Origin of the sequence: Streptomyces sp. NPDC058701 (genome assembly GCF_042715295.1) — a bacterium.
Classification (GTDB): domain Bacteria; phylum Actinomycetota; class Actinomycetes; order Streptomycetales; family Streptomycetaceae; genus Streptomyces.
The window spans coordinates 142,827-168,669 of sequence record NZ_JBHXSY010000008.1; the positions used below are offsets into that span (position 1 = coordinate 142,827).

Below are 25,843 nucleotides of genomic sequence, written 5' to 3' on the forward strand. Positions count from 1 at the left end.
GAAGGGCGGGCAGGGGCAGGCCCCGCGCAGCGTGAAACCGGCCCGCGGGCGGCCCCCCGGCTCATGGTTTTGAGCACCCCGCACGACCGGGTAGTATTTTCTCTGTCAGCAGGCGCCGCTAGCTCAGTTGGTTAGAGCAGCTGACTCTTAATCAGCGGGTCCGGGGTTCGAGTCCCTGGCGGCGCACCTGTCCTTCGGGCGGTTTCCGGTTCACCGGGAACCGCCCGAAGTGTTTTCCGCCCCTTACCGGGCCCCGCGGCCCATCCGCCACGCACCGCTCACAGCGTGAGCGACAGCAGCAACGGCGCGGCCTTCCGGTTCAGCGCCTCGGCCGCGGCCCGCAGCCGGTGCGCGTGCTCCACCGGCATCGACAGCGCCAGGCAGCCCACCGCGTTCCCGGCCGTGATCGGGACCGCCGCGCAGACGGTGCCCACGGCGTACTCCTGCAGGTCGAGCATGGGCACGGTGGCCGGCTGCGCGTCCAGCTTGGAGAACAGGATCCGCTCGTTCACGATCGTCTTCGACGTGAGCCGGGCGATCTTGTGCCGGGACAGGTGGTCGCGGCGCCCGTCCAGGTCGAGCTGCGTCAGCAGGCACTTGCCGACCGCGCTGGCGTGCGCGGCGGAGCGGAAGTCGACCCACTCGTGCACCTTCGGGGTGCGGGGGCTGTCCGCGAACTGCGTGATCCGGACCTCGCCGTCCACGTACCGGCTGATGTAGACGGCCGCGCCGACCGAGTCGCGGAGCTGGTCCAGGGTGTCCTGGAGCTTGTCCGACAGGGCCTGCTGGCGGTCGGCGCCGGAGCCGAGGAGGACGAGGGAGTCCCCTATGGCATAGGCGCCGTCGGCGACCTGCACGACGTACCCCTCCCGGCGCAGCATGAGCAGCATCGGGGCGAGATGTACTGCGGGCAGGCCGGTCTCACGCGCGATCTGCACGTCGGTCACGCCACCGGCGTGCCGTGCGATCGCTTCGAGTACGCGCAGTGCGTACTGCGCCGAGTGGAACGGCGCGGTCGGCTCGGGCTTCAGCGCCACGGTTTTCCCCCTAGCAGGTTGTTACCGCTTGCCCTAACACAGTAACCACCAAGGGGCGGCTGTGGAGCGGCTGTTGGAGAGATTGATGGCTCAATCACGCCGTCCCGCCTGTGTCTAGTCCGCTGGCATATGCCTGGGTCATGACCCCTGCCCCGGTGAGCCGGGAATGCCCGGGCGGCGCCCGGGGTTCACGTCCTTGGTACGTCTGTCGTACGGATGTCGTACGGACGTGAAAAGCGAGACAGGAGCGACGATGAGTGACACCGGGGACGCCGGCCGGTCCGAGGGTGGCCGAGGCGGCCTCCGCGACGGGATCCGCGGGGCCGCACAAGGGCAGGCGCCCGTGCCGCTGTCCGTACTGGACCTCGTCACCGTGGGCGCGGGCAGCACGGCCCGCGAGGCCCTGCGCACCAGTGTGGAGATCGCCCGGCTGGCCGAATCTCGCGGGTACCACCGCCACTGGGTCGCCGAGCACCACTCGATGCCGGGGGTCGCCAGCTCCTCACCGGCCGTGATCCTCGCCCACCTCGCCGCGCACACCTCCCGCATCCGGCTCGGTTCGGGCGGCGTCATGCTGCCCAACCACGCCCCGCTCGCCGTCGCCGAACAGTTCGGCACCCTGGAGGCGCTCGCGCCCGGGCGGATCGACCTCGGGCTCGGCCGGGCCCCCGGCACCGATCCGCGGACCGCGGCCGCGCTGCGCGGCGCCGGGCGGCTGGACGAAGCCGCCGACGAGTTCCCCCGCAGCCTCTCCGAGCTCATCCGCTTCCTCGACGACGACTTCCCCGACGGCCACCCCTACGCCCGCGTGCACGCCGTGCCCGGACCTGTCCAGGGGCCCGCCGGACGGCCGCCGATCTGGCTGCTCGGCTCCTCCGGCTTCAGCGCCCGCCTCGCCGGCGAGCTCGGCCTGCCCTTCGCCTACGCCCACCACTTCTCGGCGGCCGGCACCCTGCCCGCCCTCGACCTGTACCGGCAGAGCTTCCGGCCCTCGGCGGTGCTCGACGCCCCGTACGCCGTCATCGGGGTCGCCGCGCTCGCCGCCGACACCGCGGCGGAGGCCCGCGCCGAGGTGCTCACCGGGGCCCTGTCGATGCTCCGGCTGCGCAGCGGGCGGCCCGGGCTGATCCCGACGCCGCAGGAGGCCGCCGCGTACCCGTACTCCCCGCTGGAGCGGGAGTTCGTCGAGGCGCGGCTCGTGGACATCGTCCACGGCACGCCGGACGAGGTCCGCGGCGGACTCGACGACCTGGTCGAGCGGACCGGCGCCGACGAGCTGATGCTGACCGCCAACGCCCATGGCGGCCCGGTGCGGTTGCGCTCGTACGGGCTCATCGCAGATGCGTACGGCCTGCCGGTGGAGGCCCCCGAGGGGCGCTGACCGTACACAAACGGAGTTTGGCTGGTTTGTTGCCAAAACCTTGCCGAGGGATGGCTCAAGCCAGCCTTAAGCCGCTCGTCACCCTAGGTGGCGAGCGGTTTCTGATGTGCGCTCAGGTCTCTGACGAGGGGGTTTGTGCGGGGAGTGGTCTAGTCCTTGTTTGGTCCAAACCATTGACTCGGGCCTCCGGTGATCGCTATCAATCTCCCACCTGAACTTCTTGCTCTTACCTCCCACCCCCCGGGGGCAGTTCATGCACATCCGTAAACCCCTCATCGCCGCCGCCGCCACGGCAGCACTGGCCGCCGGAGCGCTGGCCTCCTTCGCGGGGCTCGGCACCGCCCAGGCGGCCGACGCGACCCCCGCCGCGGCGGCAGCCGCGGCCGGCGGCGTCCGCATCGCCTACTACGACCAGTGGAGCGTGTACGGGAGCGCCTTCTATCCCAAGCACCTCGACACCCGCGGCATAGCGGGCAAGCTGGACGTCATCAATTACTCGTTCGGCAACATCCACCCCACCAACCTCACCTGTTTCGAGGCGAACAAGGCGGCGGGCGACGACAACAACCCCAACGCCGGTGACGGTGCGGGCGACTCGTACGCCGACTACCAGAAGTCCTTCAGCGCGGCCGACAGCGTCAGCGGTGTCGCCGACAAGTGGGACCAGCCGATCGTGGGCGTCTTCAACCAGTTCAAGCAGCTGAAGGCCAAGTACCCCCACCTGAAGATCAACATCTCGCTCGGTGGCTGGACGTACTCGAAGTACTTCAGCGACGCGGCGAAGACCGACGCCTCCCGCAAGAAGCTCGTGTCCTCCTGCATCGACCAGTACATCAAGGGCAACCTGCCGGTCGAGGGCGGCTACGGCGGCGTCGGCGCGGCGGCCGGGATCTTCGACGGCATCGACATCGACTGGGAGTACCCGGGCTCGTCCGGCGGCCACCTCGGCAACCACTACGCCCCCGAGGACAAGCAGAACTTCACGCTCCTGCTCAAGGAGTTCCGCCAGCAGCTCGACGCCCACGGCGCGGCCAACGGCGGCAAGAAGTACCTGCTGACCTCGGCCCTCCCGGCCGGCCAGGACAAGATCAAGTACATCGAGACGGACAAGATCGGCGCGTACCTCGACTACGCGAACATCATGACGTACGACATGCACGGCGCGTGGGACAGCGACGGGCCGACGTACCACCAGTCCCCGCTGTACTCCCCGGCCGGTGACCCGACCGACCCGATCGCCCCGGGCACGCAGAAGTACAGCATCGACAACGCCATCGACTCCTGGGTCGACGGCAACCCGGCCTACGGCATCACCGGCGGCTTCCCCGCCAACAAGCTGACCCTGGGCTACGAGTTCTACTACCGCGGCTGGAAGGGCGTCCCGGCAGGGGCGAACAACGGCCTCGCCCAGTCCGCGACCGGCGCCTCCGGCGCCCGGCCCACGAGCCAGCAGGCCGGCATCGCGAACTACAAGGAGCTCGGCGGCATCGTCGACAACCCGGCGAGCACCTTCTGGGACGACCAGGCCAAGGCCTCGTACTTCTACAAGGACGGCGAGTTCTTCACCGGCCTGAACCAGAAGTCCATCCAGGCCCGGGTCGACTACGGCAAGCAGCGCGGCCTGGCCGGCGCGATGATGTACTCGCTGCTCGGCCTGGACAACAACACCACGCTGCTGAACCAGATCTCGGACGCCCTCGGCGGAACCACGGTGCCGCCGACCACCCCGCCGACGACGCCTCCGACCACGCCGCCCACGACGCCCCCGACGACGCCGCCGACGACCCCGCCGGCCACCGGCTGCGGTTCCGTCCCGGCCTACGTCGCGGGAACCGTCTACAACGGCGGCACCGAGGTCGCCCACAACGGCCGCAAGTACAAGGCCCAGTGGTGGACGCAGAACGAGGTGCCCGGCACCACCGGTGAATGGGGTGTCTGGAAGGACCTCGGCGCCTGCTGATCCCCCCACCCCGCGCCGAGCGACACTCCGTCCCGCACCCCCGGACCCCGGGTGCGGGGCGGAGCTGTGTCACATGGTTGCCGGATTCCCGACACCGCTGCGTACCGGTCTCGCTACGCTCGGCCACGGCTGCATCCGACCCGCGTCCTCATGGGGGTGACCGTCCCGTGGTCAACATCCGCGACCTCGACCCCAGCGCCTCGCCGCTGGACTACTACGGCTTCGAACTGCGCAGGCTGAGGGAGGACGCGAAGCTGAAACAGGGCCAGTTGGGCGAGATCATCTACTGCACGGGCTCGCTGATCGGCCAGATCGAGACCGCCCGGAAGGTCCCGACCCGGGACTTCTCGGAGCGGCTGGACGCGGCGCTGGGCGCGGACGGGCACTTCTCCCGCCTGGTGGGCCTGGTGCTGCGCAGCCAGCTGCCGACGTGGTTCCAGGCGTACGCGGAGATGGAGGTGCGGGCGACGCACATCTCCTCGTTCCAGCCGCAGTTGGTGTACGGGCTTCTCCAGACCCAGGAGTACGCACGAGCCGTCCTCCAGGCGGGGTGGGGTGAGAAGCTCGACGATGCGGTAGCCGCGAGGATGGAACGGCAGCGCATTCTGCAACGTGAGGGTCCGCCGCTTGTGTGGGTGATCCTGGACGAGGCAGTGTTGTACCGCCCCTTTGGCAGTCGCGGGATCATGCGGGAGCAATTGCAGCGGCTGCTGGATTTCCGGCACCGCCGTGAGGTGGGAATTCAGGTTCTCCCGTTCAGCGCCGGACAACACCCGGCCACCGTGGGTGCGTTCAACGTTCTTCGTTTCGAAGGTGACCCGGATGTCGTCTACGCCGAGAGCTACGGCTCTGCCCATGTGACGGCGAATCCCGAGACCGCCGGCGACTGTGCGCATCGCTACGATCATTTGCAGGCCGCGGCGCTCTCCGTGGAGGACTCGGCGGCGTTGATCGCCCGCGTACGGGAGGAACGTTATGGGAACCATGCAGGACCTGACGAGCACGCAGTGGCGTAAATCGAGTTACAGCGGCGGGACTGGCGGCGACTGCGTCGAGTGCGCCCCTCTCGGCCCCGCCGCCTGGCGCAAGGCCTCGTACAGCGGCAACACCGGCGGTGAGTGTGTCGAGGTGGCCGCGCAACCCTGCCGGGTCGCCGTGCGGGACTCCAAGCGGCCCGACGGGCCCGCCTTCACCGTGGCGCCGGAGGCGTTCGGGGCGTTCGTCCGGAGTCTCTGACCGTACGCCCGGCCCGGCGCGGCCGGGCCCGCCCCGTACCCCTCAGACCTGGGGGTGCGGGGCGGGTCCGTCGGCGGCCGGGGCCGCGAAGGCGGGGGCGCCCTCGGCGGCGGCCTGGCGGCGGATCATGCGGGCGATCACGTCCGGCGGCACGGCCCGCGAGTACAGCCAGCCCTGGCCGGTGTCGCAGCCCACGCCGCGCAGCCGGGCCGCCTGCCCGGCGGTCTCCACGCACTCCGCCGTCACCGTCAGGCCCAGCCGGTGCGCGAGCTGGACCAGCGCCTCGACGATGGTCTCGTCGGCCGGGTTGGGGTGCGCGCCCTCGTCGTAGCGGAAGCCGCGGACGAAGGAACCGTCCAGCTTCAGGACCGAGACCGGCAGCCGGCTGAGGTAGGCCAGGTTCGAGTACCCGGTGCCGAAGTCGTCGATCGCGATCCGCACGCCCATGTCGCTCAGCGCCTGGAGGGCCTGGAGCGGACGGCCCGCGGAGCCCATCACCGCCGACTCGGTCAGCTCCAGCTGGAGCAGCTGCGGGGCGAGCCCCGTCTCGGCGAGGATCTCCGCGACGTCGCCCACCAGGTCGGAGTCCCACACCTGGCGCACCGCGACGTTGACCGACACGAAGACCGGTGCGTCGCTGGGATGGTCGAGCTGCCAGCGCCGGGCCTGGCGGCAGGCGGTGCGCAGCACCCACCGACCCAACTGCACGATGGAGCCGTCCTCTTCGGCGATGCCGATGAACCGGTTCGGCGTCAGGGTGCCGAACTGCGGGTGTTTCCAGCGCACCAGCGCCTCCACCCCGCGCACCGCGCCGCTCTCCAGGTCCACCAACGGCTGGTATTCAAGAGCGAATTCGTCTCGCTCCACGGCCGGCCGGAGCGTCGAGGACAGGGCCTGGCGGGTCATGCGGTGGGCGTTGCGCTCCGGGTCGAAGAGGGTCCAGCGGGCCTTGCCGTCCGCCTTCGCCCAGTACAGGGTCGTGTCGGCGGCCTGCATCAGCCCGGTCGCCGAGGTCCCGGCGGCCGCCCGCTCCACCACGCCGATCGACGCCGAGACCGACAGTCGCTGCCCGGCCAGGTCGAAGGGCTCCTGCACGGCGGCCAGCACGCTCCGCGCGAGGTCCGCGAGCTGCTCGGTGCCCGTGGAGTCCTCGACCAGCAGGGCGAACTCGTCGCCGCCGAGGCGTGCCACCAGGTGCCCGCCCGTGCGCCCGTACCCGGTCCGGTCGGCGCACTGGGTCAGCCGGGCCGCGACGGCGGCCAGCAGCCGGTCGCCGACTCTGTGGCCGAGGGTGTCGTTGACCGCCTTGAAGCCGTCGAGGTCCAGGTAGCAGAGCCCGATCCGGCCGGTCCCGCCGCCGCGTTCGTACGAGGACACCTCCAGGGCGGTCGAGAGCCGCTCGAAGAACAGGGCCCGGTTGGGCAGCCGGGTGACCGGGTCGTGCATCTGGAGGTGCCGCAGCCGGGCCTGGAGGTCACGCCGGTCGCTGATGTCGGCGACGGACAGCAGCACGTCCCCGGTGCCCGGGACGGGCCCCAGCGTGACCTCGGTCCACAGCGAGTGCCCGTCGGGGTGTTTGAGCCGGCGGGTGCAGCGCAGCCGGGCCTGGCGGCCGCGGAGGACCTCCTGGTAGGCCGCCCAGGTCCGGGCCTCGGCGGCCAGGTCGACCAGATCGGCGGCGCACTGGTGGGTGAGGGCGTGCGGCTCGGTGCCCAGGAGTCCGGCGAGGGCCTGGTTGGCGGTGAGGACGAAGCCGTCGCGGTCCACGACGGCCATGGCGAGGTGGGCCGCGTTGAAGGCGGCCCGGTAGTCGCGCAGCTCGGACCGTGCGCGGGACGACGGATCCGTAGCGGACGGGGTGGCCGGCGCCGACTGGGCCGCCGGTAGGACGGGGTGACGTTCCGTGATGGCCGATCGGATGCTGTCGGCCGCCGAACCGGTTCCCTCTGAGGTTCCGCTCACCGTTGGCTCCCGCAGTGCTCGTGAGTGTCCGTGCAGGAAAGTGTGCCGATCATAGAGGCTGACGGGAGGGGCTATCCAGCGGCATCGCCGCGCGGAGCAGGGTAGTTCGCCGTGATGACGAATCGTCGGCCAAAGGTCGGGCGATCGTTTCTGTGCGGCTCTGAACGCGCGGAGATCTCTGCTGATCCCACATGACCGATCGTGACGTTCTGTAGGTGGACGCGTCAAGTGCCGGGGTCACCGGGTTGCCGTACCGCTCACTCGTGTGGGGCAGCGGAACAGGGCATTAGTAAGACAATCGCCTCAAGGTGGACGAGATGGGATCAATCCACCACCGGAGGTCGATGTGCCGCGACAGCAGACACCCGGGGGAGTGGACCGCTCCCGCGTCCGGAGTACCGGGGCCGTGCTCACCTCCCTGACGGCGCTCGCCGCCATGTCGCTCGTCGCGGGTCCCGCCGTCGCCGAACCCGGGGCCGGCCCCTGCGCGCTGACCCGTACGGCGGCGCACCACTCCCTGGGCCTGGACAGCTGGAACGGCGCCTACCCCCGCCCCGAGCGGACCCTCGACGCGGTCATGGTCTTCCTCTCCTTCCCCGACCACCGGCCCGCCGTGACCCCGCAGGAGGTCACCGGCGACTACTTCCCCGCGACGAGCGAGTTCTTCGAGCGCGCCTCGTACGGCCGTTTCCGCCTCGTCCCGCACCCGCAGCGGCAGTGGGCCCGGATGCCCCGGCCGTCGACCGCGTACGGCATACAGCGCGACTGGGCCCCCGAGGACCGGGCGGCCTACGTCCGGGACGCGGTCGCCACCGCCGACGCCCGGGTGGACTTCTCGCGGTACGACGTCGTGTACTTCGTCGCCGACCCGGACGCGCCCGGGGTGGACTCCGACGCCACGAAGGTCGTCAACTTCGACCGCCCGATCCGCGCGGACGGTACCGACCTGCGCCGGATCGTCACCGTCTTCGAGCGGCACCCGCCGGACCGCCACGTCCTCGCCCACGAGACGGGGCACGTCTTCGACCTGCCCGACCTCTACCACCGGCCGACGGACGGCAAGGGCGACTGGGACACGTACGTCGGGGACTGGGACGTCATGGGCAGCCAGTTCGGGATGGCGCCCGACCTCTTCGCCTGGCACAAGTGGAAGCTGGGCTGGCTGGAGACCTCCCAGGTGGACTGCGTGCAGTCCGGTTCCTCGATGCACACGCTCCAGCCGCTCGCGCAGACCCCGCCGGCCGGCGGCACGGGCGGCACCCGGCTCGCGGTGATCCGTACCGGCGCCGGCAGCGCGATCGCCGTGGAGGCGCGCGGCTCCTCCGGCAACGACGGGGACACCTGCACGGAAGGGATCCTCGTCTACCGGGTGCGCAACGAGGCGGCGTCGGGCGGCGGACCGATCGAAGTGATCGACGGGCACCCGCGGACGGAGGCCTGCTGGGACCGCTCGGTGTACCCGCCGCTCGCGGACGCGCCGCTGGAGGTGGGCGAGACGTTCACCGTGCCCGGTGAGCGGATCACGATCGAGGTGGCGGACCGAACCCAGTCGGGCGCCTACACGGTCAAGATCACCACCTGAGCGGCGCCGCCCGCACCGGGACACGAAGAAGGCCCCCACTCGCGTGGAGGCCTTCTTCCGTCTGTGCGCCGCCAGGGACTCGAACCCCGGACCCGCTGATTAAGAGTCAGCTGCTCTAACCAACTGAGCTAGCGGCGCCTGCTGACATCGGAGACATTAGCATCCTGATCCGCGGAAGGAAAAATCGATATCCCCAGGTCGGTGGTGGGCCCGGCGGCACGGGCGGCGCGGACGAAGGCCCACAGCAGCGCCTCGGGGCCGGGCAGCCACGGCGACCGGGTCCCGGGGGCCACGAGCCACCGCGAGGGCCCGGCCGCGGCGGCCAGCGGCGGCACGGTCACCGCGTCGCCCAGGCCGTGGCACAGGGGGACCGGCGCCGTACGGGAGCCGCCCCACTCCTCCCACGCCAGCAGGGCGGGCAGCCGGTGGGCGGTGCCGGCAGTGGCGAACAGCAGCAGGCGGCCGCGGTGCACGGCGACGGGCCCGCAGCCGGGGCCCTCGTCCCAGAGCAGGTCCAGCACCCGGCGGCCGAGGACGACGGGGACGTTGACGACGTCGAAGGCGGTCCCGCACGGGAGCACGGCGCTCGCGCCCGGCCGCGCCAGCCACAGCGCGAGGGTGGTCCGCGGGGAGGCGGACGCGGAGGCGAGCCAGGCGGCGCCCTGTGCGGTGACGTGGGTGGCGGGCGCGACGCGGGCGTCGAGGGCGGAGGAACCGGATGCCGTCGTCAGGGTCGTCATGGATCCAGGTCTACCCGCCGTAGTGGTCCGGTTCCCGGGAGTTACCGGAATCGGGGACAGGGCGGGCCGTGCTGCGGTATGTTGCGCCCCGCATATGCCAGGTGCCGCGCGCACGGCCGCCCGTCGCGGTCAGGGGCCCTCGGGGCCGGCGTCGCGCTGGAGGGTCTCGCCGAACTCGATCATCTTGCGGGCGTAGTCCTCGGTCCAGTCCGCCTGCTCGGCGATCGTCGCCGGCGAGAGCCGGTCGAACCGCCGCGGGTCCGCCAGCTGCGCCGCCGCCACGGCCTGGAACTCCACCGCACGCTCCTGTGCCGCCCGGAAGGCCAGTGTCAGTTCCGTCGCTCGGACCAGGAGCTCGCGCGGGTCGTCGATCGACTCCAGATCGAAGAAGTGCTCCGGGTCCGTGGCGGCGTCCGACGGCTCGAAGAGCAGCGGCGCGGGCCGCAGCCTCCGCTCGGTCCGCTCGGGCTCTGCCATGCGTGTCCTCCAGCTGCTGCGCGTGCGAAATGCTTCCGGGCCACCGTCCATTGTCCAACGCCGCGCAAGAGTGCACCGCTGCGGACGGCGGTCGGCGGGAACGCCCGTACGGCATGTGGGGCGTACGGGGAACCCGGCCGGTCCCGTGGCGCACGGGTCGAGCAGGTGAGCGGCCGGCGCCCCCGCGGGCGCCGCGGTCCCGGCCCGACCGGGCCCCGGGACCGTGCTGACCGGCCGTCAGCCGCGTAGCGCGCCCGGGGGGTCCGGGCCACACGGTGGCGGGCTCCCCGGCGCGGTCCGCGGCCGGCGCCGCCACGTCGTCGAGCACGCCGGCCAGCCCGTCGGCGAGCCCCTCGGGGCGCGGAAGCCCTCGGGTCCGATCAGGCCGGGGATCCCCGGAACGGCGAGGGAACGGGCGGCGGGGAGCATGCCCGGACGGGTGAGGACGGGCAGCGGCATCTCGGCGGCCGGGGCGCCGCCCGTGGGGCCGGCGCCGTAGCTGACGCCGCGCGCCCGCCGGGGATCACGGGACGGTCCTCAGGGCCGCCAGGACACCCGGTGTTCGGCGAGGTGTGCCAGGACCGAGTGGTTGGCCTCCCAGCCGTCCGGGAACTTCACCGTCACCCCGAGCTGTACCGGCTCCGTCGAGGGGTGGTCGTCCAACAGCTCCGCTATGCCCGCCCGGGCCACCACGACGCACGCGTGCCGGTGCCGGGAGGCCAGCACGCACAGCCGGCCCGTCTCCAGGTGGAAGGCCGTCGCGTCCGGGCGTCCCGACAGCGGGTGGAGGACCACCGTGAGGTCGTACTCGCGGCCCTGAAGCCGGTTCGCGGTGTCCACGGTGACTCCCGTGACCCCGAGCCCGGCCAGTGCCGAGCGCACCGCGGCCGCCTGGTCGCGGTGCGCCGTGCCCACCGCGACGCGGTCGGCGGTGAGCGGGGCCGGGCCCCGGCCGTGCTCGTCGGAGGTCACCGCCCCCCGGTCCAGGGCGCGCCGGACCACCGCGGCCACCGCCCGGACCGCCTCCGGATCGGTGCGCGGGGTGTGCCGCGCCGGGAGCTCCAGCAGGCCCCAGCCCGACTCCGCCGCCTCGTCCAGCACCCGGTCCGGGCCCGAGCCGTCCGAGGGGACCCCGTACGCGAGGGTGCGCTCGCCCGGACCCGTACCGCTGCGGAACTGCGTGTACGGGTAGAACGCCCGGGAGACCAGCGGCGCGGCCGTCGCCGGGAGCCGCCAGGACACGGGGAGCCGGTGCTGCGGCAGCTGCGGATTGTGGGCCAGCAGGGTGGAGACCGCCGACGCGGAGGGGTCGTACGACAGACCCGCCCACTGCTCGGCACCGACGACGCTGAACGGGTCCAGCTGCCCCGGGTCGCCCACGAACAGGGCCCGCTCGAACAGCCCGGCCACGGCCAGCAGCGCGTCGGAGCGCATCTGGTACGCCTCGTCGACGATCGCGTGCTCCCAGGGCTCGGCGTCCTTGACGTACGCCCACTTCGCCGCCGTGGAGACGGTCACCGGCAGCTCGGCGAGGTCCCCGGGCTTGGCGGAGAGCGTCACGGACGGCAGCTCGCGGAGCGCCGGATCGTACGCGTCGCCGTCACTGCTGTGCAGCCGGCCGACCCTGAGGCCCGGGTCCTTCTCGGCGAGCCGCAGCACCAGGTCGTCGACCTGTGCGTTCGTCTGCGCGACCACCATCAGCCGGCGCCCGGCCGCGGCCAGCTCCCGCGCCGCCCGCACCACGAGCGTGGACTTGCCGGCGCCGGGCGGGGAGTCGACGACGACGCCCCGCTCGGTCCCGTGCAGCGTGTCGTGGAGGATCGCGGCGGTCGCCCGCGCGGCCGCCGCACCCGGGTCGAAAGCGGTCACAGGAGGTCCTCGTCGGTCACGGCGTCGGGCGCGGGGGCGGTCGGGGATGCCAGGTGTGCGGGCGGGCCGCCGTGCGTCCACGGGGTCCGCTCCGGGTCCGGGAGCTTCGGGCCGCCGCGGGCGTCGTGCTCGAACAGCGTCCAGCACACCCGGTCGCCCTTCTCCGGCACCGAACCCGGCTCCGGGTCCCGGCCGCGGCCCATCTTGTCCAGCAGCCGCAGCACGAGCCGCCCGTCCTCGTCGAACCGGACGAAGCGCGCCGACTGCGGGCGTCCGTCGAGCGAGCGGAACACCTTCGTCCCGCCCTCCTCGGCGAGCTGCGGCCGGTCCTCCGTGGCCACCATCACCAGCGGGCGCGGACTGGGCCGTTTCGTCTCCGTCCATTCCATCACCACCTCGGTGACCTCGCCGGCGAAGGCCTCGCCCGCGAGGCGCCGGCCCGCCATCACCAGCGGATCGTCCAGCGCCTCCTGGGCGTCGAGCCGTACCTGCTCGGTCTCCCGGGTGGCCAGCTTCTGAGCCGCCGTCACCGCGTCGTCGCGGCGCGGCTGCGGCGGCTCGCCGGCCCGTACGCGGTCCCGGTGGCCGGTGTACGACCAGCGGTCGCGGGTCCAGCGCTCCTCGGCGCGCTCCCCGGCCGGCAGCGCGCGCAGCAGTTCCACGGAGCGCCACACCGCGTCCCAGGCGGGCCGCATCTGCGCCTCCACCAGCGCCCGTACGTGCTCCTCGGCGCGGGCGAGCGCCGCCCCGTCCGGGGGCTGCGCCGTGCGCGCCGCGTCGTAGCGGGCCATCGCCGGAGCCAGCACCCGGTTGTCGAACGCCGGGTCGGTGGCCGGGCCCGCGGGCGGGACCAGCAACTGCCCGTCCCCGTCGCGGCCGAGCTCCGCCCGCAGCGCCTCCTGCGCTCCCGAGGAGCCCCGCGGGGGCGCTATCCAGGCGAGCAGCGCGCCCAGGTGCTGGTCCTCCAGGTTGCTCTGGCCGCTCGCCCAGTGCCGGGACAGCAGGTCCGTCGCCGAGACCAGCATCGAGGAGCCCGGAACCCGCGCGCGCTCGCCGAGGTGCGTGAACCAGCGCCCCAGCAGCGGCACCCGCGCGGGCGCCGGGTAGGGGTTCTCCGGATCCTCCTCGGCCGTCCGCCGGAACCGCATCGAGCGCCCCAGCAGCCGTACGTACTCCACGCCGGCCCGGCTCGGCACGATCAGCTGCGGAGCGTCCCGGCACAGCTCGGCCTCGACCTTGGTCTTGCGGCCCGTCTCCGGGTCGGTCTCGCTGCGCTCCACGAACTCCACGTCGTCGGCGTACGCGTCCACGTACGGCAGGACCACGTCCGCGAGGTCGGCCAGGAAGGCCCAGCGCAGGTCCCGGTCGCGCGGCTGGGGCACGACCAGCAGCCTCGGCTCCGCCGGATCGGTGCCCACCAGCGCGCCCAGCGGCGCCCCGGCCTCACCGGCCGTCGTCAGCGGCACGAGGACCAGCGGAGCCTCGGCCAGGTGCCGGTGCCGGACGGTGGCGAGCGGCTGGGCCCGGCCCGCCCGGACGGCCTGCAGCCGCGCGAGGGTGTTCAGCAGGCTCATCCGGTGCTCTCCAGCGCCTCGGCGCGCAGCCGGGCCGCGTGGTGCAGCGCCGCCGACGCGGGATCGTCGGCGCGGCCGCCGCCGAGGGCCGCCGCGAGGGCCGCCTCGACGGTGGTCAGCGCGCCCAGCTCACCCCGTACGGAGCGGCCCAGCGAGGTCAGCTCGTCGGCGGCGCGCGCCTTCTCCCGGCAGTGGAAGGCCAGCTCGCAGGCGGCCAGGCACTCGGGGGCGTACGAGGCGCCCACCGCGGCCACGGCCTCGGCCAGCTCCTCGGCGGTGCGCGCCGGGTCGAAGGTGAGCCCCTCGGGCAGGGCCCCGGCCAGCTCCTCGACCCGCGTCAGCCGGTCCAGCTGGCGCCGGGTGACGGCCCGCTCGCGGCGGACGTCGACCGGCGCCGCGGTGGGCAGGTTGGAGAAGTCCTTCGGGCAGACCAGCAGCACCGTGTGCCCGGCCTCGGCGCCCGGCAGCTTCTCGGCGGTCTTCTCCAGGGCGAGGACGTACACGGCGGACTGCCGGGCCGCGGCGCCGACCTTCGCGGCGTCGGCGGCGCCGTCGATCATCGGGAACGACTTGATCTCCACGACGGTCCAGCGGCCGTCGGGATGCACCACGACGGCGTCCGGCTCCAGGTAGGCGGGGGTGCCCGCCACCTCCAGGGCCAGCATCGGGTGGTCGAGCAGCGTCCAGGCCGCGGCGGCGGTGGCCTCCCGCAGGGCCAGCGCGGTACGGGCGGCGCGGCCCTCGGGCCCGGCGGCGGTGAGGTCGGGGACGCGGGCGTCCGGCCCGGGCGGCTCGGCGCCGGCGCCCAGGTGCTCGTGGACCAGCCGCAGCAGGGCGGCTCCGCCGTCGCCCTTGACCTTGGCCTCGAAGGAGTTCCCGCGGACGATGGCGAACTGCGACTGCCCGAAGGCGGCGGGGGAGCCGAGTGCCGAGGCCAGCGCCGTCTTGTCCACTCCGGCGCCGTCGAGCAGGGCGCGTCTGCCGCAGCCGGGGTTGGCGGCGAGGGCCGCCAGCGCGCGGGCGTCGAGCGGGCGGGGCGGCACGGCGGGGCCGCGCAGGCCGGCGAGCCGCTGCCGCAGGGTCGTCGGGCGCGGGGCCGCGGGCTCGGGGGCCCCGGGCCGGGGGACCGCCGGCCGCGGGGACTGCTGCGCGCTGCTCTGCGGGGGGACGCTGGGCGGGTAGGAGCTCACGGGCGGAAGTGTCCCATCCGCCACTGACAATCGTGGACTTACGGCGGAAACCGGTGGCCGGGGGAGCCGGTGGCCCGTGGGGCGGACGGGGTGGGCGACCCGCTGTTCGAGTGATGGATGATGGTCGGGCGACGGAAGCACCGTAAAACGCGCGAACTCTCAGATACCGGGAGAAATCACATGGCCCCCCGCATCCTGCTGGCCCGCCACGGCCAGACGGCGTGGTCCCAGCTCGGCAAGCACACCGGACGCACGGACGTGCCCCTGCTGGAGGAGGGCAGGCGCGGAGCGAAGCTGCTCGGCGAGCGGCTGGCCCGGGACCCGTGGGCGGGCCTGCGCGGCCTGGAGGTCCGCACCAGCCCGCTCGCGCGCGCGAGCGAGAGCTGCGACCTCGCGGGCTTCGGCGTCCGGGCCGAGCCGTGGGACGCGCTCATGGAGTGGGACTACGGCGACTACGAGGGCATGACCCCGGCCGAGATCCAGGCGGTCCGCCCCGGCTGGCTGATCTGGCGCGACGGGGCGCCGGGCGGCGAGTCGGTGGCCGACGTCGCCGCCCGCGCCGACGAGGTCGTCGCCTGGGCGCGCTCCGCGGAGCGCGACGTCCTGGTCTTCGCGCACGGACACGTCCTGCGCACCCTCGCCGCCCGCTGGCTCGGCTTCGAGGCCTCCTTCGGCGCCCGCATCCGCCTGGAGCCCACCTCGCTGTCCGTCCTCGGGTGGGCGTACGGGGCCCCCGCGCTGGAGCGCTGGAACGACACCGGGCACCTGGACGGCTGACGCGGTTCCCCCGCGGCCGCCGGACTCAGACCGCCGCGTGCCGGGTCAGGAACGTGCCGACGCGAGGGGAGCGCTGGTGCGGGACCAGGGCCCGGGCGGTCCCGGAGAGCATCGACCGGATCCGCGTCGACTGCACCTCGGCGAGCAGGTCCAGCACCCGGCCGCCCGCCCAGGCGGCTTCGTCCGGGGCGCCCGCGCGGGCCAGGTCGCCGGCCAGCTCGGCGGTGTAGAGGGCCACGTTCCGGGCGAAGTGCGGGTCCTGGAGGTCGGCGGCCCGGCGGGCGTGCCGGGCCGCGCGTGCGTACTCCCCGAGCGCCGCCCAGCAGCGGGCCTCCAGGAACTCCAGCTCGGCCTCGCCGAAGAAGGACATCCACTCGGGGTCCGTGTCCCCCTCGCCCCGGGAGAACTCCGTGTGGGCGCGGGCCAGCGCCTCCTCGCAGGCCTTGCGGTCGGCCAGCCCGGCCCAGCCCCCCGCCTCGCGCAGCGCGAGCAGCGACAGCAGCCGCGGGGAGCCCAGGGAACGGGCCGCGCGCCGGCCCGCCTGGGCCGCCCGTACGGACTCGCGGGAGCGGCCGCAGTCCCGCGCCAGGAACGCCATGTTGCTGAAGGCGTGCGCCTCCAGCCCCGCGTCCCCCGAGACCCGGGCCGTCGCCAGGGCCTCCGCGTAGTGCGAGCGGGCGTCGTCGAAGCGGCCGGAGTCGTGGGCCAGCCAGCCGACCGAGACGGCCAGCTCGCCCGCGCCCGCGTGCAGCCGGTCCTCGGTCGACTGCCGGGCGGCCCCCGCGTCGAGCAGCGCGTAAGCGGTGCGCAGGGGTTCGGCGGCCCTGCGGTACAGGGCGTCCGCGCCGTGCCGGTCGTCCAGCAGCCGGATCTGCCGTACGGCGTCCTCGACGGCGGCGGCCTCGGACTCGCCCGCGCGGGCGGGGACGCGACGGGTGTCGCCGAGCAGGGTGAGACCGAGGGTGGCGGCCGCCACGGTCGCGGAGCCTCCCGCCATGAACGCGCGACGCAGCACGTCGCTCTCCTTGGGACTGGGACCGGGACGGTGGTGGGCGGGGACGGGGACGGCGGCGTTCGCGGAGAAGGGGTCGCGGTGCGCTGCGCGCCCCCGGACGGCCTCGCGCGGCGGGAAGCCGAGGTCGGCCAGGGTGCGGCCGGGGAACAGATGGAGGAAGACCCGCTCGTACGCGTAGTTGGGACAGCGGATCTCACCGGACTCGACCCTGCCGATGTAGCGGGCGTCGCAGGAAACCGTTTCTCCGATCTCCTTCGCCGCCCGGCGCACCAGGGCCGCGAACTCGGCCGGGGAGCGCTGTCCGCGCAGCCGCCGGAACGTGGAGTTGGGGGAGTGGGGGGACGCCGCCATGGACGTGGCCTCTCTGGCGAGGGACGCAGCGCCGCGCCCGCCCCGCCTGTGGAGGGGGTGGCCCGGCGCGCATGAACGTACCCTCAGTGACGGGTCGTTCACACGATGTTTGGCTACAAAACGGATATCTCACCCGTGATCCGCCATGAACTGCCATCCTTTGCGGCGTCTTGGCGCCGCACCCGTTGACGTTCCCGTGCGTTGAACCCGTGCGGAGTGGGAGGCGACTCCCCGCTCCCGGCTCGTACGCGGATCGAGGAGGGGTTCCCTTGGTGGAGGCCGGCATGGAGAGCACTGGAACGCACACCGCGCCCGGGCCCGGTGCCGTTCCGGCCGGTGAGCCGGACCTGGTCACCGTGCCCACCCGGCAGGGGCTGGAGGCGGTCGACATCATCCGCCGGGCCGCCTGCCGGGCCGACGGGGTCGGGCCGGTCCTGCACGACGGTTCGGGCGACACCCTCGGCTTCCTCGTCCCGCCCGGCACCGCCGACGCCTGGGACCTGCCGGGCAGCGCGTGCACGCAGACCAACGGCCGGGGGATGCGCTTCGGCGAGGCCGCCTCGCCCACCGCGGGCGGCACGGGCTGGCTGCTCCCCCCGGAGGCCGTCGGCCCGGTGACCGATCCCGCGGTGCTGCGCGCGGCGCTCGGCGAGGCGGCCCGGCTGATCGAGGCCGCGGACAACTGCCGCTGAGCGGGCCCGTCCGCCGCCCCGTCACAATGGTGGGGTGGCAGGCAAGGAAAAGGGCAAGGGCAGGCAGCGCGGACGCGGCGGCGGCGAGGCGGTCGTCGGGCAGGTCGACGGCGGCCTGGCCCGGCTGGAGCCCGACCGCGAACGCGCGGACGGCTGGACCCTGCTGATCGACGGGGCCCCGCAGTCCCACGTGGACCTCGGCGACCCCGGGTACCTGGACTTCTCCTACCAGCGCCGGATCGGCCACCTCATCGACCTCTGCGCGCCGGCCCGGCAGCCGCTGAACGTGGTGCACCTGGGCGGCGGCGCCTTCACGCTCGCCCGCTACACGGCCGCCTCCCGCCCCCGCTCCGGCCAGCAGGTCGTGGAGATCGACGCGGCCCTGACGGCCTTCGTACGGAAACACCTGCCGCTGGACCCGCAGGCGCGGATCCGGGTCCGCTCGGCGGACGCGCGGGCGGGGCTGGCCAAGGTGCCGGACGGCTGGGCGGACCTGGTGATCGCGGACGTGTTCAGCGGCGCACGGACCCCGGCGCATCTGACGAGCGCCGAGTTCCTGGACGACGTGCGCCGCGCCCTTGCGCCCGGCGGGTGGTACGTGGCGAACCTCGCGGACGGTCCGCCGCTGGCGTTCCTGCGGGGCCAGATCGCGACGGCCGCATCCCGGTTCGGACAGCTCGCGCTGGCCGCCGACCCGGTGGTGTGGCGCGGGAAGCGCTTCGGCAACGCCGTGCTCGTGGCCTGTGACCGGGAGCTGCCCGTCGCGGAGTTCACCCGCCGGGTGGCGAGCGATCCGCACCCGGGACGGGTCGAGCAGGGGCGGGCCCTCGCGGACTTCGCGGGCGGAGCCCCGCCAGTACGCGACGCCTCCGCGGTGGCCTCCCCGGAACCGCCGCCGTCGGTGTTCCGGTAGGGCGATCGGCTCAGGCCGTGTCTTTCGGATCAGGGCGGGCCCGGGCTGATCCGCCCTGATCCGGAAGACGCGGCCTAAGGGCTGTCCCGTAATCCCTGGTGGATCAGCGCGCGGCGTCAGATGCGGTGCGTCGTAAGGCGGAGGGGCGCCCTCATGCTGGGCGTATGAGGGCGTTCCGACAACGCAGCGAGGCGCCGTAGCTGACGCCGCGCGCCCGCCGGGGATTACGGGACAGCCCTTAGGGGTCGACGAGCTCGACCCGCGGGGGGTGGTCGTGCCAGGTGCAGAACACCGACACCTCGCGGCCCTCCCGGGTGAAGGTGACCCGCATCCACAGGTCCTGCTTCCACACCTGCATGCGCCAGCCGGCCGCCGGGGTCGCGGAGACCAGTTCCGCCGAGGAGGGCCCGATGTCGAAGACGACCCGGCCGCCGGAGGTGCTGTACGACTTCACCGTGCCGTCGTCCCCGTCCGTCTGGCGCGGCTGCCGGCCGGCCGGCGGTTTCGGGGACGGCCTGGCCGAGGACGACGCGGCGGCGCCCGGCGAGGCCGACGCGGACGCGCTGGGGGACGGCGAGGGAGTGGGGGAGGGCGACGGCTCCGGGGACGGCGGGTCGGGCTGGTCGCGGTGCGTGGACGAGGACAGCGGCTGCGTGGTCAGCGGCACCGCGAGCGGCGGATCGTAGGCCGTACCCGACATGACGGTGTGCACGCCCCACCACGACAGGGTCACCGCGGCCCCGGTCGCCAGCGTCCACGCCATGGCATGTACAAGTCCTCGTAGCATCGAGCACATACTGCACCACCCGCCCCAAGAGGCGCCCGGCACCTCCCGGGGTCCCCCGAATGGACTACGGTGCGGGCCATGGCAAGTGTGCTCGTGGTCGAGGACGACCAGTTCGTACGTTCCGCCCTCATCCGGCACCTGACCGAGGCGTCGCACACCGTGCGCAGCGTCGGCACCGCCCTGGAGGCGCTGCGCGAGGTCGCCCACCACCGCTTCGACGTGGTCATCCTCGACCTCGGACTGCCGGACCTGGACGGGTCCGAGGCCCTGAAGATGCTGCGCGGCATCACCGACGTCCCTGTGATCATCGCGACCGCGCGCGACGACGAGGCGGAGATCGTCCGGCTGCTCAACGACGGCGCCGACGACTACCTGACCAAGCCCTTCTCCGTGGAGCACCTCTCCGCCCGGATGGCCGCCGTACTGCGCCGCTCGCAGGCGGCCGCAGCCGAACCGCCCTCGCGGGTGCTGCGCGTCGGCGGCCTGGCCATCGACCCGCTGCGCCGCCAGGCCGAGCTGGACGGAGCCGTACTGGACCTGACCCGGCGCGAGTTCGACCTGCTGGCGTTCCTCGCCGGGCGGCCCGGGGTCGTCGTGGCCCGCCGGGAACTGCTCGCCGAGGTCTGGCAGCAGTCGTACGGGGACGACCAGACCATCGACGTGCACCTGTCCTGGCTGCGCCGCAAGCTCGGCGAGACCGCCGCCCGCCCGCGGTACCTGCACACGCTGCGGGGCGTGGGGGTCAAGCTGGAGCCGCCCCGGTGAGGTGGGCCCTGGTCAAGGTGTGCCTCGCGGTCACCGCCATGGTGGTCGTGGCCTTCGCCGTACCGCTGGGGCTGGTGGTCCAGGAGATGGCCAGCGACCGGGCGTTCTCCAACGCCGAGCGGCAGGCCGCCACCATCGGACCGACCCTGTCCATCACGACCGACCCGGCGCAGCTGCGCAAGGCGGTGGAGACCACGCAGATGGGCGCCGCCGGGCGGATGGCCGTGCACCTGCCCGCGATCGGCGACAGTCCGCCCGCGGACATCGGCGACGGCTGGGCGGGCGAGCGGGTCGTCACCGAGACCCGCCGCATGGGCCGGGCCACGACGGCGACGGTGCCCGGCGGGGGATCGGCGCTGCTCCAGCCCACCGCGCTGGGGTCCGGGGACATCGCGGTGGTGGAGATCCTCGTGCCGGAGAGCGAGGTCAGCAACGGGGTCACCACCGCCTGGGCGGTCCTCGCGGGCGTCGGACTGGCCCTGATCGTGGGCTCGGTGGGCGTGGCCGACCGGCTCGGCGCCCGGCTGGTCCGCCCCGCCGAGCGGCTCGCGGACGCCGCGCACCAGCTGGGCGAGGGGCGGCTCGGGGCGCGGGTCCCGGAGGACGGGCCGAAGGAACTCCGCTCGGCGGCCGTCGCGTTCAACGCCATGGCGGACCAGGTGGTGCAACTCCTCGCCAACGAGCGGGAGCTGGCCGCCGACCTCTCGCACCGGCTGCGGACGCCGCTGACGGTGCTGCGGCTCAACACGGCCTCGCTCGGGGACGGTCCGGCCGCCGAACAGACCCGGGCGGCCGTGGAGCAGTTGGAGCGGGAGGTCGACACCATCATCCGTACGGCCCGCGAACAGCGCCCGGCCACCGGCCCGGCCGGGCCGGGCCCGGGCGCCGGCTGCGACGCCTCGGAGGTGATCCGGGACCGGATGGCCTTCTGGTCGGCGCTGGCGGAGGACGAGGGCCGCGAGGTGCGGCTGGCGGGTGTGGACCGTACGGTGCGCATCCCCATCGCGCGGCCCGAACTGGCCGCCGCCCTCGACGCGATGCTCGGCAACGTCTTCCGGCACACCCCCGAGGGCACCCCCTTCGCGGTGGACGTCCACGACACCCCGGACGCGGTCATCGTGCTGGTCTCGGACGCGGGACCGGGCATCGCCGACCCGGACGCCGCCCTGCGCCGCGGCAACGACGGCGGCCGTGACGGCTCCACGGGACTCGGCCTCGACATCGTGCGCCGGGTCGCGGAGTCGACCGGGGGCGATGTGCGGCTGGGGCGCTCGGTGCTCGGCGGGACCGAGATCCGGGTGTGGATCGCGCTGGACGGGCGGACCCGGGGCGGCCCGGGCGGCCCGCGGGTCCGACGCGGCCGGCGCAAGCGGCGCGGGGTCTGAGGCGACGGGGACCGCCCGCCGGGCCGGGGCGTCCGGTTCCGCCTCGGGTCGTCCGCCGGGGCGTCCGCCGGCGGCCCGGCGGGGCGTCCGGGCCGTCAGGCGGTGTCGCCCGTGTTCAGGCGCACGGCCTGGGCACGGCCGACTTCCGCGGCACGGTGCAGGTAGTCGGCGATGACGCCGAGTTCGGCGTCGGAGTAGCCCTCCAGTACGGCGCCGAAGGCACGGCCGGGGACGTCCCAGGCCGCGCCGATGCGTTCGCGGGCCTCGGGTGCGAGGGAGACGAGTGAGCGCCGGCGGTCGTTCGGGTCGGCGTGCCGTTCGACGACGCCCGCCTTGACCATGCGGTCGACGAGGCGGGTGGCGGAGCCCGAGGTCAGGCCGGTGAGGCGGGCGATGTCGCCGGTGCTCACCGGGCCGGGCTCCATGTCGAGGAGCGCGACGCACTGCAGGTCGGTGGGGTGCAGGCCGACGTGGTCGGCCATCGCCTGGCTGAAGCGCGAGTAGTCGGCGTAGTGCCGCTGGGTCTCCGTGACGATGCGCGCGAGCAGCTCCGCGCGGCTCCAGGCCTCACCCGTACGGGGGATCTCCGTTGACATCGACTTCTCCATGCTTCAAATTTATCTGTGTGGCGCAGGAAGTGCGTCACACAGAATCTGCGTCACATCCTCATCCTAGGGAAAGGGAACCGTTCATGTCGATCCTCGTCACCGGCGGCCTCGGCGCCGTCGCCCGCGGCCTCTCCGCACTCCTCGCCGCGGACACGCCGAAGCTGATGCTGTACTCGCCCCCGGGCCAGGGACGACGACCGTCCCGGAGACGCTCGCCCGGCGCGAGGACGACGTCTCCGGCCGGGACATCGGGCACCACGACCCCCAGGTCGGGCATCACACCCCCGGGGACCGTCCCGTCACCACGGGCCGGGCCGTCGCCGCCCGGGCGGGCCGGCACGCCCTGCGCTGAACCGGGCCGCCGGCATGCCGCCGGAGGTCACAAGGCTCCCGTCCGGGCCAGCCGGGCGTACCAGCGGGCGCTGGAGCGGGGGGTGCGGACCTGGGTGTCGTAGTCGACGTGGACGATGCCGAACCGCTTGCTGTAGCCGTAGGACCACTCGAAGTTGTCCAGCAGCGACCAGAGGAAATAGCCCTCCACCGGGGCGCCGTCCTCCAGGGCGCGGTGGACCGCGGCGAGGTGGGCCTCCAGGTAGCCGATGCGCGCCGGGTCGTGCAGTTCCGGGGCGTAGGCCGCCCCGTTCTCGGTGACCATGAGCGGCAGGCCCGGCGCTTCGCCGGCGAAGCGCAGCAGCAGGTCGTACAGGCCGGTCGGGTCGATCGACCAGTCCATGTCGGTCCGTTCGCCCGGAGGCTGGTGGAAGGCGATGTCGTCCGCGGCCGGCCAGGGGGAATGGGCCGTGGCCCCGTGGCCGTCGGCGCGCGGCCCCACGCGGCCCGGGGCCGCCGAGACCACCGCCGGGGTGTAGTAGTTCACGCCGAGGAAGCCCAACGGCTGGTGGATCAGCGCCTCGTCGCCGGAGCGCACGAAGGACCAGTCCGTCACGGAGGCCGTGTCCTCCATCAGGTCCTGCGGGTACGCGCCGTGCAGCAGCGGCCCCGTGAAGATCCGGTTGGCCAGGGCGTCGATCCGGCGCTGCGCGTCCAGGTCGGCCGCCGAGTCGGTCAGCGGCCGCACCGCGCTCGGGTTCAGCGCGATGCCCACCCGCGCGGTGGACGGCAGGACGGCCGTGGCCAGGCCGTGCGCCAGGTTGAGGTGGTGCGCGGCGCGCAGCGAGTCGGCGGGAGAGGTGCGGCCGGGCGCGTGCACCCCGGAGGCGTAGCCGAGGAAGGCACTGCACCACGGCTCGTTGAGGGTGGTCCACAGCTCCACCCGGTCGCCCAGCGCCTCCGCGACCCGTGCGGCGTACGCGGCGAACGCGTAGGCCGTCTCCCGCTCCGGCCAGCCGCCGGCGGCCTCCAGCTCCTGTGGCAGGTCCCAGTGGTACAGGGTCAGGCAGGGCCGGATCCCCTGCGCGAGCAGCTCGTCGACCAGCGCGTCGTAGAAACCGATCCCGCCGGAGAGCACCCGCGGCCACGACACCGAGAACCGGTAGGCCCCCAGCCCCAGCCCGGCCATCAGCCGGACGTCCTCCCGCCACAGCCGCAGGTGGTCCACCGCCACCTCACCGGTGTGGCCGCCGTACACCTTGCCCGGCGTACGGCAGAACGTGTCCCAGATGGACGGCCCGCGCAGTGCCGCGCCGCCCTCGATCTGGAAGGCCGCCGTGGCCGCGCCCCAGAGGAAGCCCTCCGGGAACCGAGCTCCGGCATCCGTGTCCGTCATCCCTTCACCGCCCCTTGCATGATGCCGCCGACGATCTGTCGGCCGAAGACCAGGAACACCAGCAGCAGCGGGAGCGTGCCCAGCAGCGCGCCCGCCATGATCACCGACTGATCCGGGATGTAGCCCCGGCCCAGCCCGGTCAGAGCCACCTGCACCGTCGGGCTGCCGCTCTGCGTCAGCGCGACGATCGGCCAGAAGAAGTCGTTCCACGCCATCACGAACGTCAGCATCCCCAGCACCGCCATCGCGGGCCGGGCCGCCGGGAACACCACGTGCCAGACGACCCGCAGTGAACTCGCCCCGTCCGTCCGCGCCGCCTCGATCAGCTCGGTGGGCAGTGCCTGCAGCAGGTACTGGCGCATGAAGAACACCCCGAAGGCGGAGACCAGCGTCGGCAGGATCACCGCCTGGAGCCGGTCCGTCCACGACAGCTCCGCGATCAGCATGTACAGCGGGACCACGCTCAGCTGCGGCGGGATCAGCATCGTCCCGACCACCAGCGTCATCAGCAGGCTGCGGCCGCGGAACCGCAGCTTGGCGAAGGCGAAGCCGGCCAGCGTGGAGAACGCCACCGTGCCGGCGGCGACCGTGCCCGCCACGACCACCGTGTTCAGCAGGGCCGTGCCCATGTGGGCGTCCGTCCACGCGACCTGGAGGTTGCGCCACAGGTTGCCGCCGAACCAGAACGGCGGCGGCGTCTGGGCCAGGCGCGTATTGCTCCGCGAGGCCGCTATCGCCGTCCACACCAGTGGGAACAGCGACCCCGCGGTGAACAGGGCGAGCACCACGTAGGTGAGCCGGCCCGCGCGCAGTGCCCTCATCGGGAGTCCCCCCGTCCGCGCAGCAGCCGTGCCGCGCCCGCGATCAGCAGCAGGATCAGGAACATCGCCCACGCGATCGCCGAGGCCCGGCCCAGGTGCAGGTTCACCCAGCCCTGCTCGTACAGGTACAGCCCGAGCGTCTGGAACTGGTGGTCCGAGCCGCCCGTGGCGCCCGCCCCGCCGTTGAACAGCAGCGGCTCCCCGAACAGCTGGGTCGCCCCGATCGTCGACACCACACAGGTGAAGAGGATCGTCGGCCGCAGCGAGGGCACGGTCACGTGGATGAACTGCTGCCAGCGCGAGGCACCGTCGAGAGCGGCCGACTCGTACAGCTCGGCCGGCACGGCCTGCATGGCCGCCAGGTAGATCAGCGCGTTGTAGCCGGTCCACCGCCAGATCACGATGGTGGAGACCGCCAGCTGGGAGGCGAAGGTGCCGTTCTGCCAGTCCACCGCCTCGAAGCCGACCACCGACAGCGCCCAGTTGACCATCCCGTAGTCCCGCCCGAAGAGCAGCACGAAGACGAGGGTGGCGGCCGCCACCGAGGTCGCGTACGGGGTGAGGACCGCGACCCGGAAGAAGGCCGACCCCCGCAGCTTGTAGTTCAGCAGATGGGCCAGGCCGAGCGCGATCGCCAGCTGCGGCACCGTGGACAGCAGCCCGATGGTGACCGTGTTGCGCAGGGCGTTCCAGAAGAACTCGTCGCCCCACAGCCGGGTGAAGTTCCGCAGCCCCACCCACGTCATGGCGTCCGGGTCGGTCAGCTCCACCTGGTGCAGCGCCGCCCAGCCCGTGTACAGCAGCGGGAACAGCCCGAAGGCGGCGAAGAACAGGAAGAAGGGCGCCACGAAGGCGTACGGGCTCCAGCGCACGTCCCACCGGTAGCGCCGCGAGCGCCACACCTGCCCCCGGCCGCCCCCCTCCGCCGCCGGCGACTTCGCACCGGCGGCGGAGGGGGAGGGGGACAGGACAGCCGTATCGTCCGTCACCGCAGC

Annotated in this window: 23 protein-coding genes and 2 tRNA genes; 11 read left to right on the forward strand and 14 right to left on the reverse strand. The window is 73.6% G+C overall.

Features of this window, described 5'->3' with window-relative positions:
- Window positions 1-112 precede the first annotated feature (112 nt).
- Window positions 113-186, forward strand: a tRNA-Lys gene (locus tag ACFWW8_RS11510).
- Window positions 187-278: 92 nt separating this feature from the next.
- Here the strand turns inward: ACFWW8_RS11510 and ACFWW8_RS11515 are convergent.
- Entirely contained in the window at window positions 279-1,037 is a 759-nt protein-coding gene (locus tag ACFWW8_RS11515) for an IclR family transcriptional regulator (RefSeq protein WP_386526786.1), read from the reverse strand.
- A 253-nt stretch (window positions 1,038-1,290) separates the two neighbouring features.
- Between ACFWW8_RS11515 and ACFWW8_RS11520 the strand changes: the two genes are divergently transcribed.
- From ACFWW8_RS11520 to ACFWW8_RS11535, 4 genes are all read left to right on the forward strand, one after another.
- The gene (locus ACFWW8_RS11520) at window positions 1,291-2,418 is read left to right on the forward strand and encodes an LLM class flavin-dependent oxidoreductase (protein WP_386526787.1); all 1,128 of its coding nucleotides are present in this window, start codon (window positions 1,291-1,293) and stop codon (window positions 2,416-2,418) included.
- Window positions 2,419-2,671: 253 nt separating this feature from the next.
- A complete protein-coding gene (locus tag ACFWW8_RS11525; RefSeq protein ID WP_386526790.1) occupies window positions 2,672-4,378 on the forward strand; it encodes a glycosyl hydrolase family 18 protein in 1,707 nt (568 codons plus the stop codon).
- Between the two features lie 167 nt (window positions 4,379-4,545).
- Complete coding sequence (locus tag ACFWW8_RS11530; protein ID WP_386526793.1) at window positions 4,546-5,394, forward strand: helix-turn-helix domain-containing protein; 849 nt, start codon at window positions 4,546-4,548, stop codon at window positions 5,392-5,394.
- Window positions 5,354-5,614: a DUF397 domain-containing protein gene (locus ACFWW8_RS11535; RefSeq protein WP_386526795.1), complete on the forward strand. Its 261-nt coding sequence runs from the start codon at window positions 5,354-5,356 to the stop codon at window positions 5,612-5,614. The genes ACFWW8_RS11530 and ACFWW8_RS11535 overlap by 41 nt, the downstream gene beginning before the upstream one ends.
- 42 nt (window positions 5,615-5,656) lie before the next feature.
- On the opposite strand, the gene ACFWW8_RS11540 is transcribed toward ACFWW8_RS11535, so the two are convergent.
- Window positions 5,657-7,576: a putative bifunctional diguanylate cyclase/phosphodiesterase gene (locus ACFWW8_RS11540; protein ID WP_386526797.1), complete on the reverse strand. Its 1,920-nt coding sequence runs from the start codon at window positions 7,574-7,576 to the stop codon at window positions 5,657-5,659.
- 346 nt (window positions 7,577-7,922) lie between these two features.
- Here ACFWW8_RS11540 and ACFWW8_RS11545 point away from each other — a divergent pair, with 346 nt between their 5' ends.
- Window positions 7,923-9,158, forward strand: coding sequence for a M6 family metalloprotease domain-containing protein (locus tag ACFWW8_RS11545; RefSeq protein WP_386526799.1), 1,236 nt, complete (start codon window positions 7,923-7,925; stop codon window positions 9,156-9,158).
- Window positions 9,159-9,222: 64 nt separating this feature from the next.
- On the opposite strand, the gene ACFWW8_RS11550 is transcribed toward ACFWW8_RS11545, so the two are convergent.
- From ACFWW8_RS11550 to ACFWW8_RS11575, 6 genes are all read right to left on the reverse strand, one after another.
- Window positions 9,223-9,296 (reverse strand) — tRNA-Lys (locus tag ACFWW8_RS11550).
- Window positions 9,287-9,898, reverse strand: coding sequence for a bifunctional DNA primase/polymerase (locus ACFWW8_RS11555; protein ID WP_386526802.1), 612 nt, complete (start codon window positions 9,896-9,898; stop codon window positions 9,287-9,289). Before ACFWW8_RS11555 ends, ACFWW8_RS11550 begins: the two co-directional genes overlap by 10 nt.
- Before the next feature lie 129 nt (window positions 9,899-10,027).
- Entirely contained in the window at window positions 10,028-10,375 is a 348-nt protein-coding gene (locus tag ACFWW8_RS11560) for a hypothetical protein (RefSeq protein WP_386526805.1), read from the reverse strand.
- 537 nt (window positions 10,376-10,912) lie between these two features.
- Window positions 10,913-12,244 carry an AAA domain-containing protein gene (locus ACFWW8_RS11565; RefSeq protein WP_386526807.1) on the reverse strand — a complete coding sequence of 444 codons (1,332 nt, stop codon included), beginning with the start codon at window positions 12,242-12,244 and terminating at the stop codon, window positions 10,913-10,915.
- On the reverse strand, window positions 12,241-13,818 hold the full coding sequence (locus ACFWW8_RS11570; protein WP_386526810.1) for a hypothetical protein: 1,578 nt from the start codon (window positions 13,816-13,818) through the stop codon (window positions 12,241-12,243). The genes ACFWW8_RS11565 and ACFWW8_RS11570 overlap by 4 nt, the downstream gene beginning before the upstream one ends.
- A complete protein-coding gene (locus ACFWW8_RS11575) occupies window positions 13,815-15,008 on the reverse strand; it encodes a hypothetical protein (protein WP_386526813.1) in 1,194 nt (397 codons plus the stop codon). The genes ACFWW8_RS11570 and ACFWW8_RS11575 overlap by 4 nt, the downstream gene beginning before the upstream one ends.
- A gap of 180 nt (window positions 15,009-15,188) precedes the next feature.
- Here ACFWW8_RS11575 and ACFWW8_RS11580 point away from each other — a divergent pair, with 180 nt between their 5' ends.
- Window positions 15,189-15,785: a histidine phosphatase family protein gene (locus ACFWW8_RS11580; RefSeq protein WP_386526815.1), complete on the forward strand. Its 597-nt coding sequence runs from the start codon at window positions 15,189-15,191 to the stop codon at window positions 15,783-15,785.
- Between the two features lie 25 nt (window positions 15,786-15,810).
- Here ACFWW8_RS11580 and ACFWW8_RS11585 read toward each other — a convergent pair whose 3' ends face one another.
- On the reverse strand, window positions 15,811-17,151 hold the full coding sequence (locus tag ACFWW8_RS11585) for a tetratricopeptide repeat protein (protein ID WP_386526817.1): 1,341 nt from the start codon (window positions 17,149-17,151) through the stop codon (window positions 15,811-15,813).
- A 284-nt stretch (window positions 17,152-17,435) separates the two neighbouring features.
- Between ACFWW8_RS11585 and ACFWW8_RS11590 the strand changes: the two genes are divergently transcribed.
- Window positions 17,436-17,843 (forward strand): hypothetical protein, encoded by a 408-nt coding sequence (locus tag ACFWW8_RS11590; protein ID WP_386526819.1) that lies wholly within the window; start codon window positions 17,436-17,438, stop codon window positions 17,841-17,843.
- A gap of 34 nt (window positions 17,844-17,877) precedes the next feature.
- The gene (locus tag ACFWW8_RS11595; protein ID WP_386526821.1) at window positions 17,878-18,756 is read left to right on the forward strand and encodes a spermidine synthase; all 879 of its coding nucleotides are present in this window, start codon (window positions 17,878-17,880) and stop codon (window positions 18,754-18,756) included.
- 238 nt (window positions 18,757-18,994) lie between these two features.
- Here ACFWW8_RS11595 and ACFWW8_RS11600 read toward each other — a convergent pair whose 3' ends face one another.
- Window positions 18,995-19,552: a hypothetical protein gene (locus ACFWW8_RS11600; RefSeq protein WP_386526822.1), complete on the reverse strand. Its 558-nt coding sequence runs from the start codon at window positions 19,550-19,552 to the stop codon at window positions 18,995-18,997.
- Between the two features lie 69 nt (window positions 19,553-19,621).
- Between ACFWW8_RS11600 and ACFWW8_RS11605 the strand changes: the two genes are divergently transcribed.
- Both ACFWW8_RS11605 and ACFWW8_RS11610 read left to right on the forward strand, forming a co-directional pair.
- A complete protein-coding gene (locus ACFWW8_RS11605; RefSeq protein ID WP_150519499.1) occupies window positions 19,622-20,308 on the forward strand; it encodes a response regulator transcription factor in 687 nt (228 codons plus the stop codon).
- Window positions 20,305-21,693, forward strand: coding sequence for a sensor histidine kinase (locus tag ACFWW8_RS11610; RefSeq protein WP_386526825.1), 1,389 nt, complete (start codon window positions 20,305-20,307; stop codon window positions 21,691-21,693). Before ACFWW8_RS11605 ends, ACFWW8_RS11610 begins: the two co-directional genes overlap by 4 nt.
- A 95-nt stretch (window positions 21,694-21,788) precedes the next feature.
- Here the strand turns inward: ACFWW8_RS11610 and ACFWW8_RS11615 are convergent, their stop codons facing one another.
- The 4 genes from ACFWW8_RS11615 to ACFWW8_RS11630 form a co-directional block, all read right to left on the reverse strand.
- Window positions 21,789-22,289, reverse strand: coding sequence for a MarR family winged helix-turn-helix transcriptional regulator (locus ACFWW8_RS11615; RefSeq protein WP_386526827.1), 501 nt, complete (start codon window positions 22,287-22,289; stop codon window positions 21,789-21,791).
- A 391-nt stretch (window positions 22,290-22,680) separates the two neighbouring features.
- Entirely contained in the window at window positions 22,681-24,027 is a 1,347-nt protein-coding gene (locus tag ACFWW8_RS11620) for a GH1 family beta-glucosidase (RefSeq protein ID WP_386526829.1), read from the reverse strand.
- Window positions 24,024-24,848 carry a carbohydrate ABC transporter permease gene (locus tag ACFWW8_RS11625; protein WP_386526831.1) on the reverse strand — a complete coding sequence of 275 codons (825 nt, stop codon included), beginning with the start codon at window positions 24,846-24,848 and terminating at the stop codon, window positions 24,024-24,026. The genes ACFWW8_RS11620 and ACFWW8_RS11625 overlap by 4 nt, the downstream gene beginning before the upstream one ends.
- Window positions 24,845-25,837, reverse strand: a complete 993-nt coding sequence (locus ACFWW8_RS11630; protein WP_386526833.1) for a carbohydrate ABC transporter permease — start codon at window positions 25,835-25,837, stop codon at window positions 24,845-24,847. Before ACFWW8_RS11630 ends, ACFWW8_RS11625 begins: the two co-directional genes overlap by 4 nt.
- Window positions 25,838-25,843 lie beyond the last annotated feature (6 nt).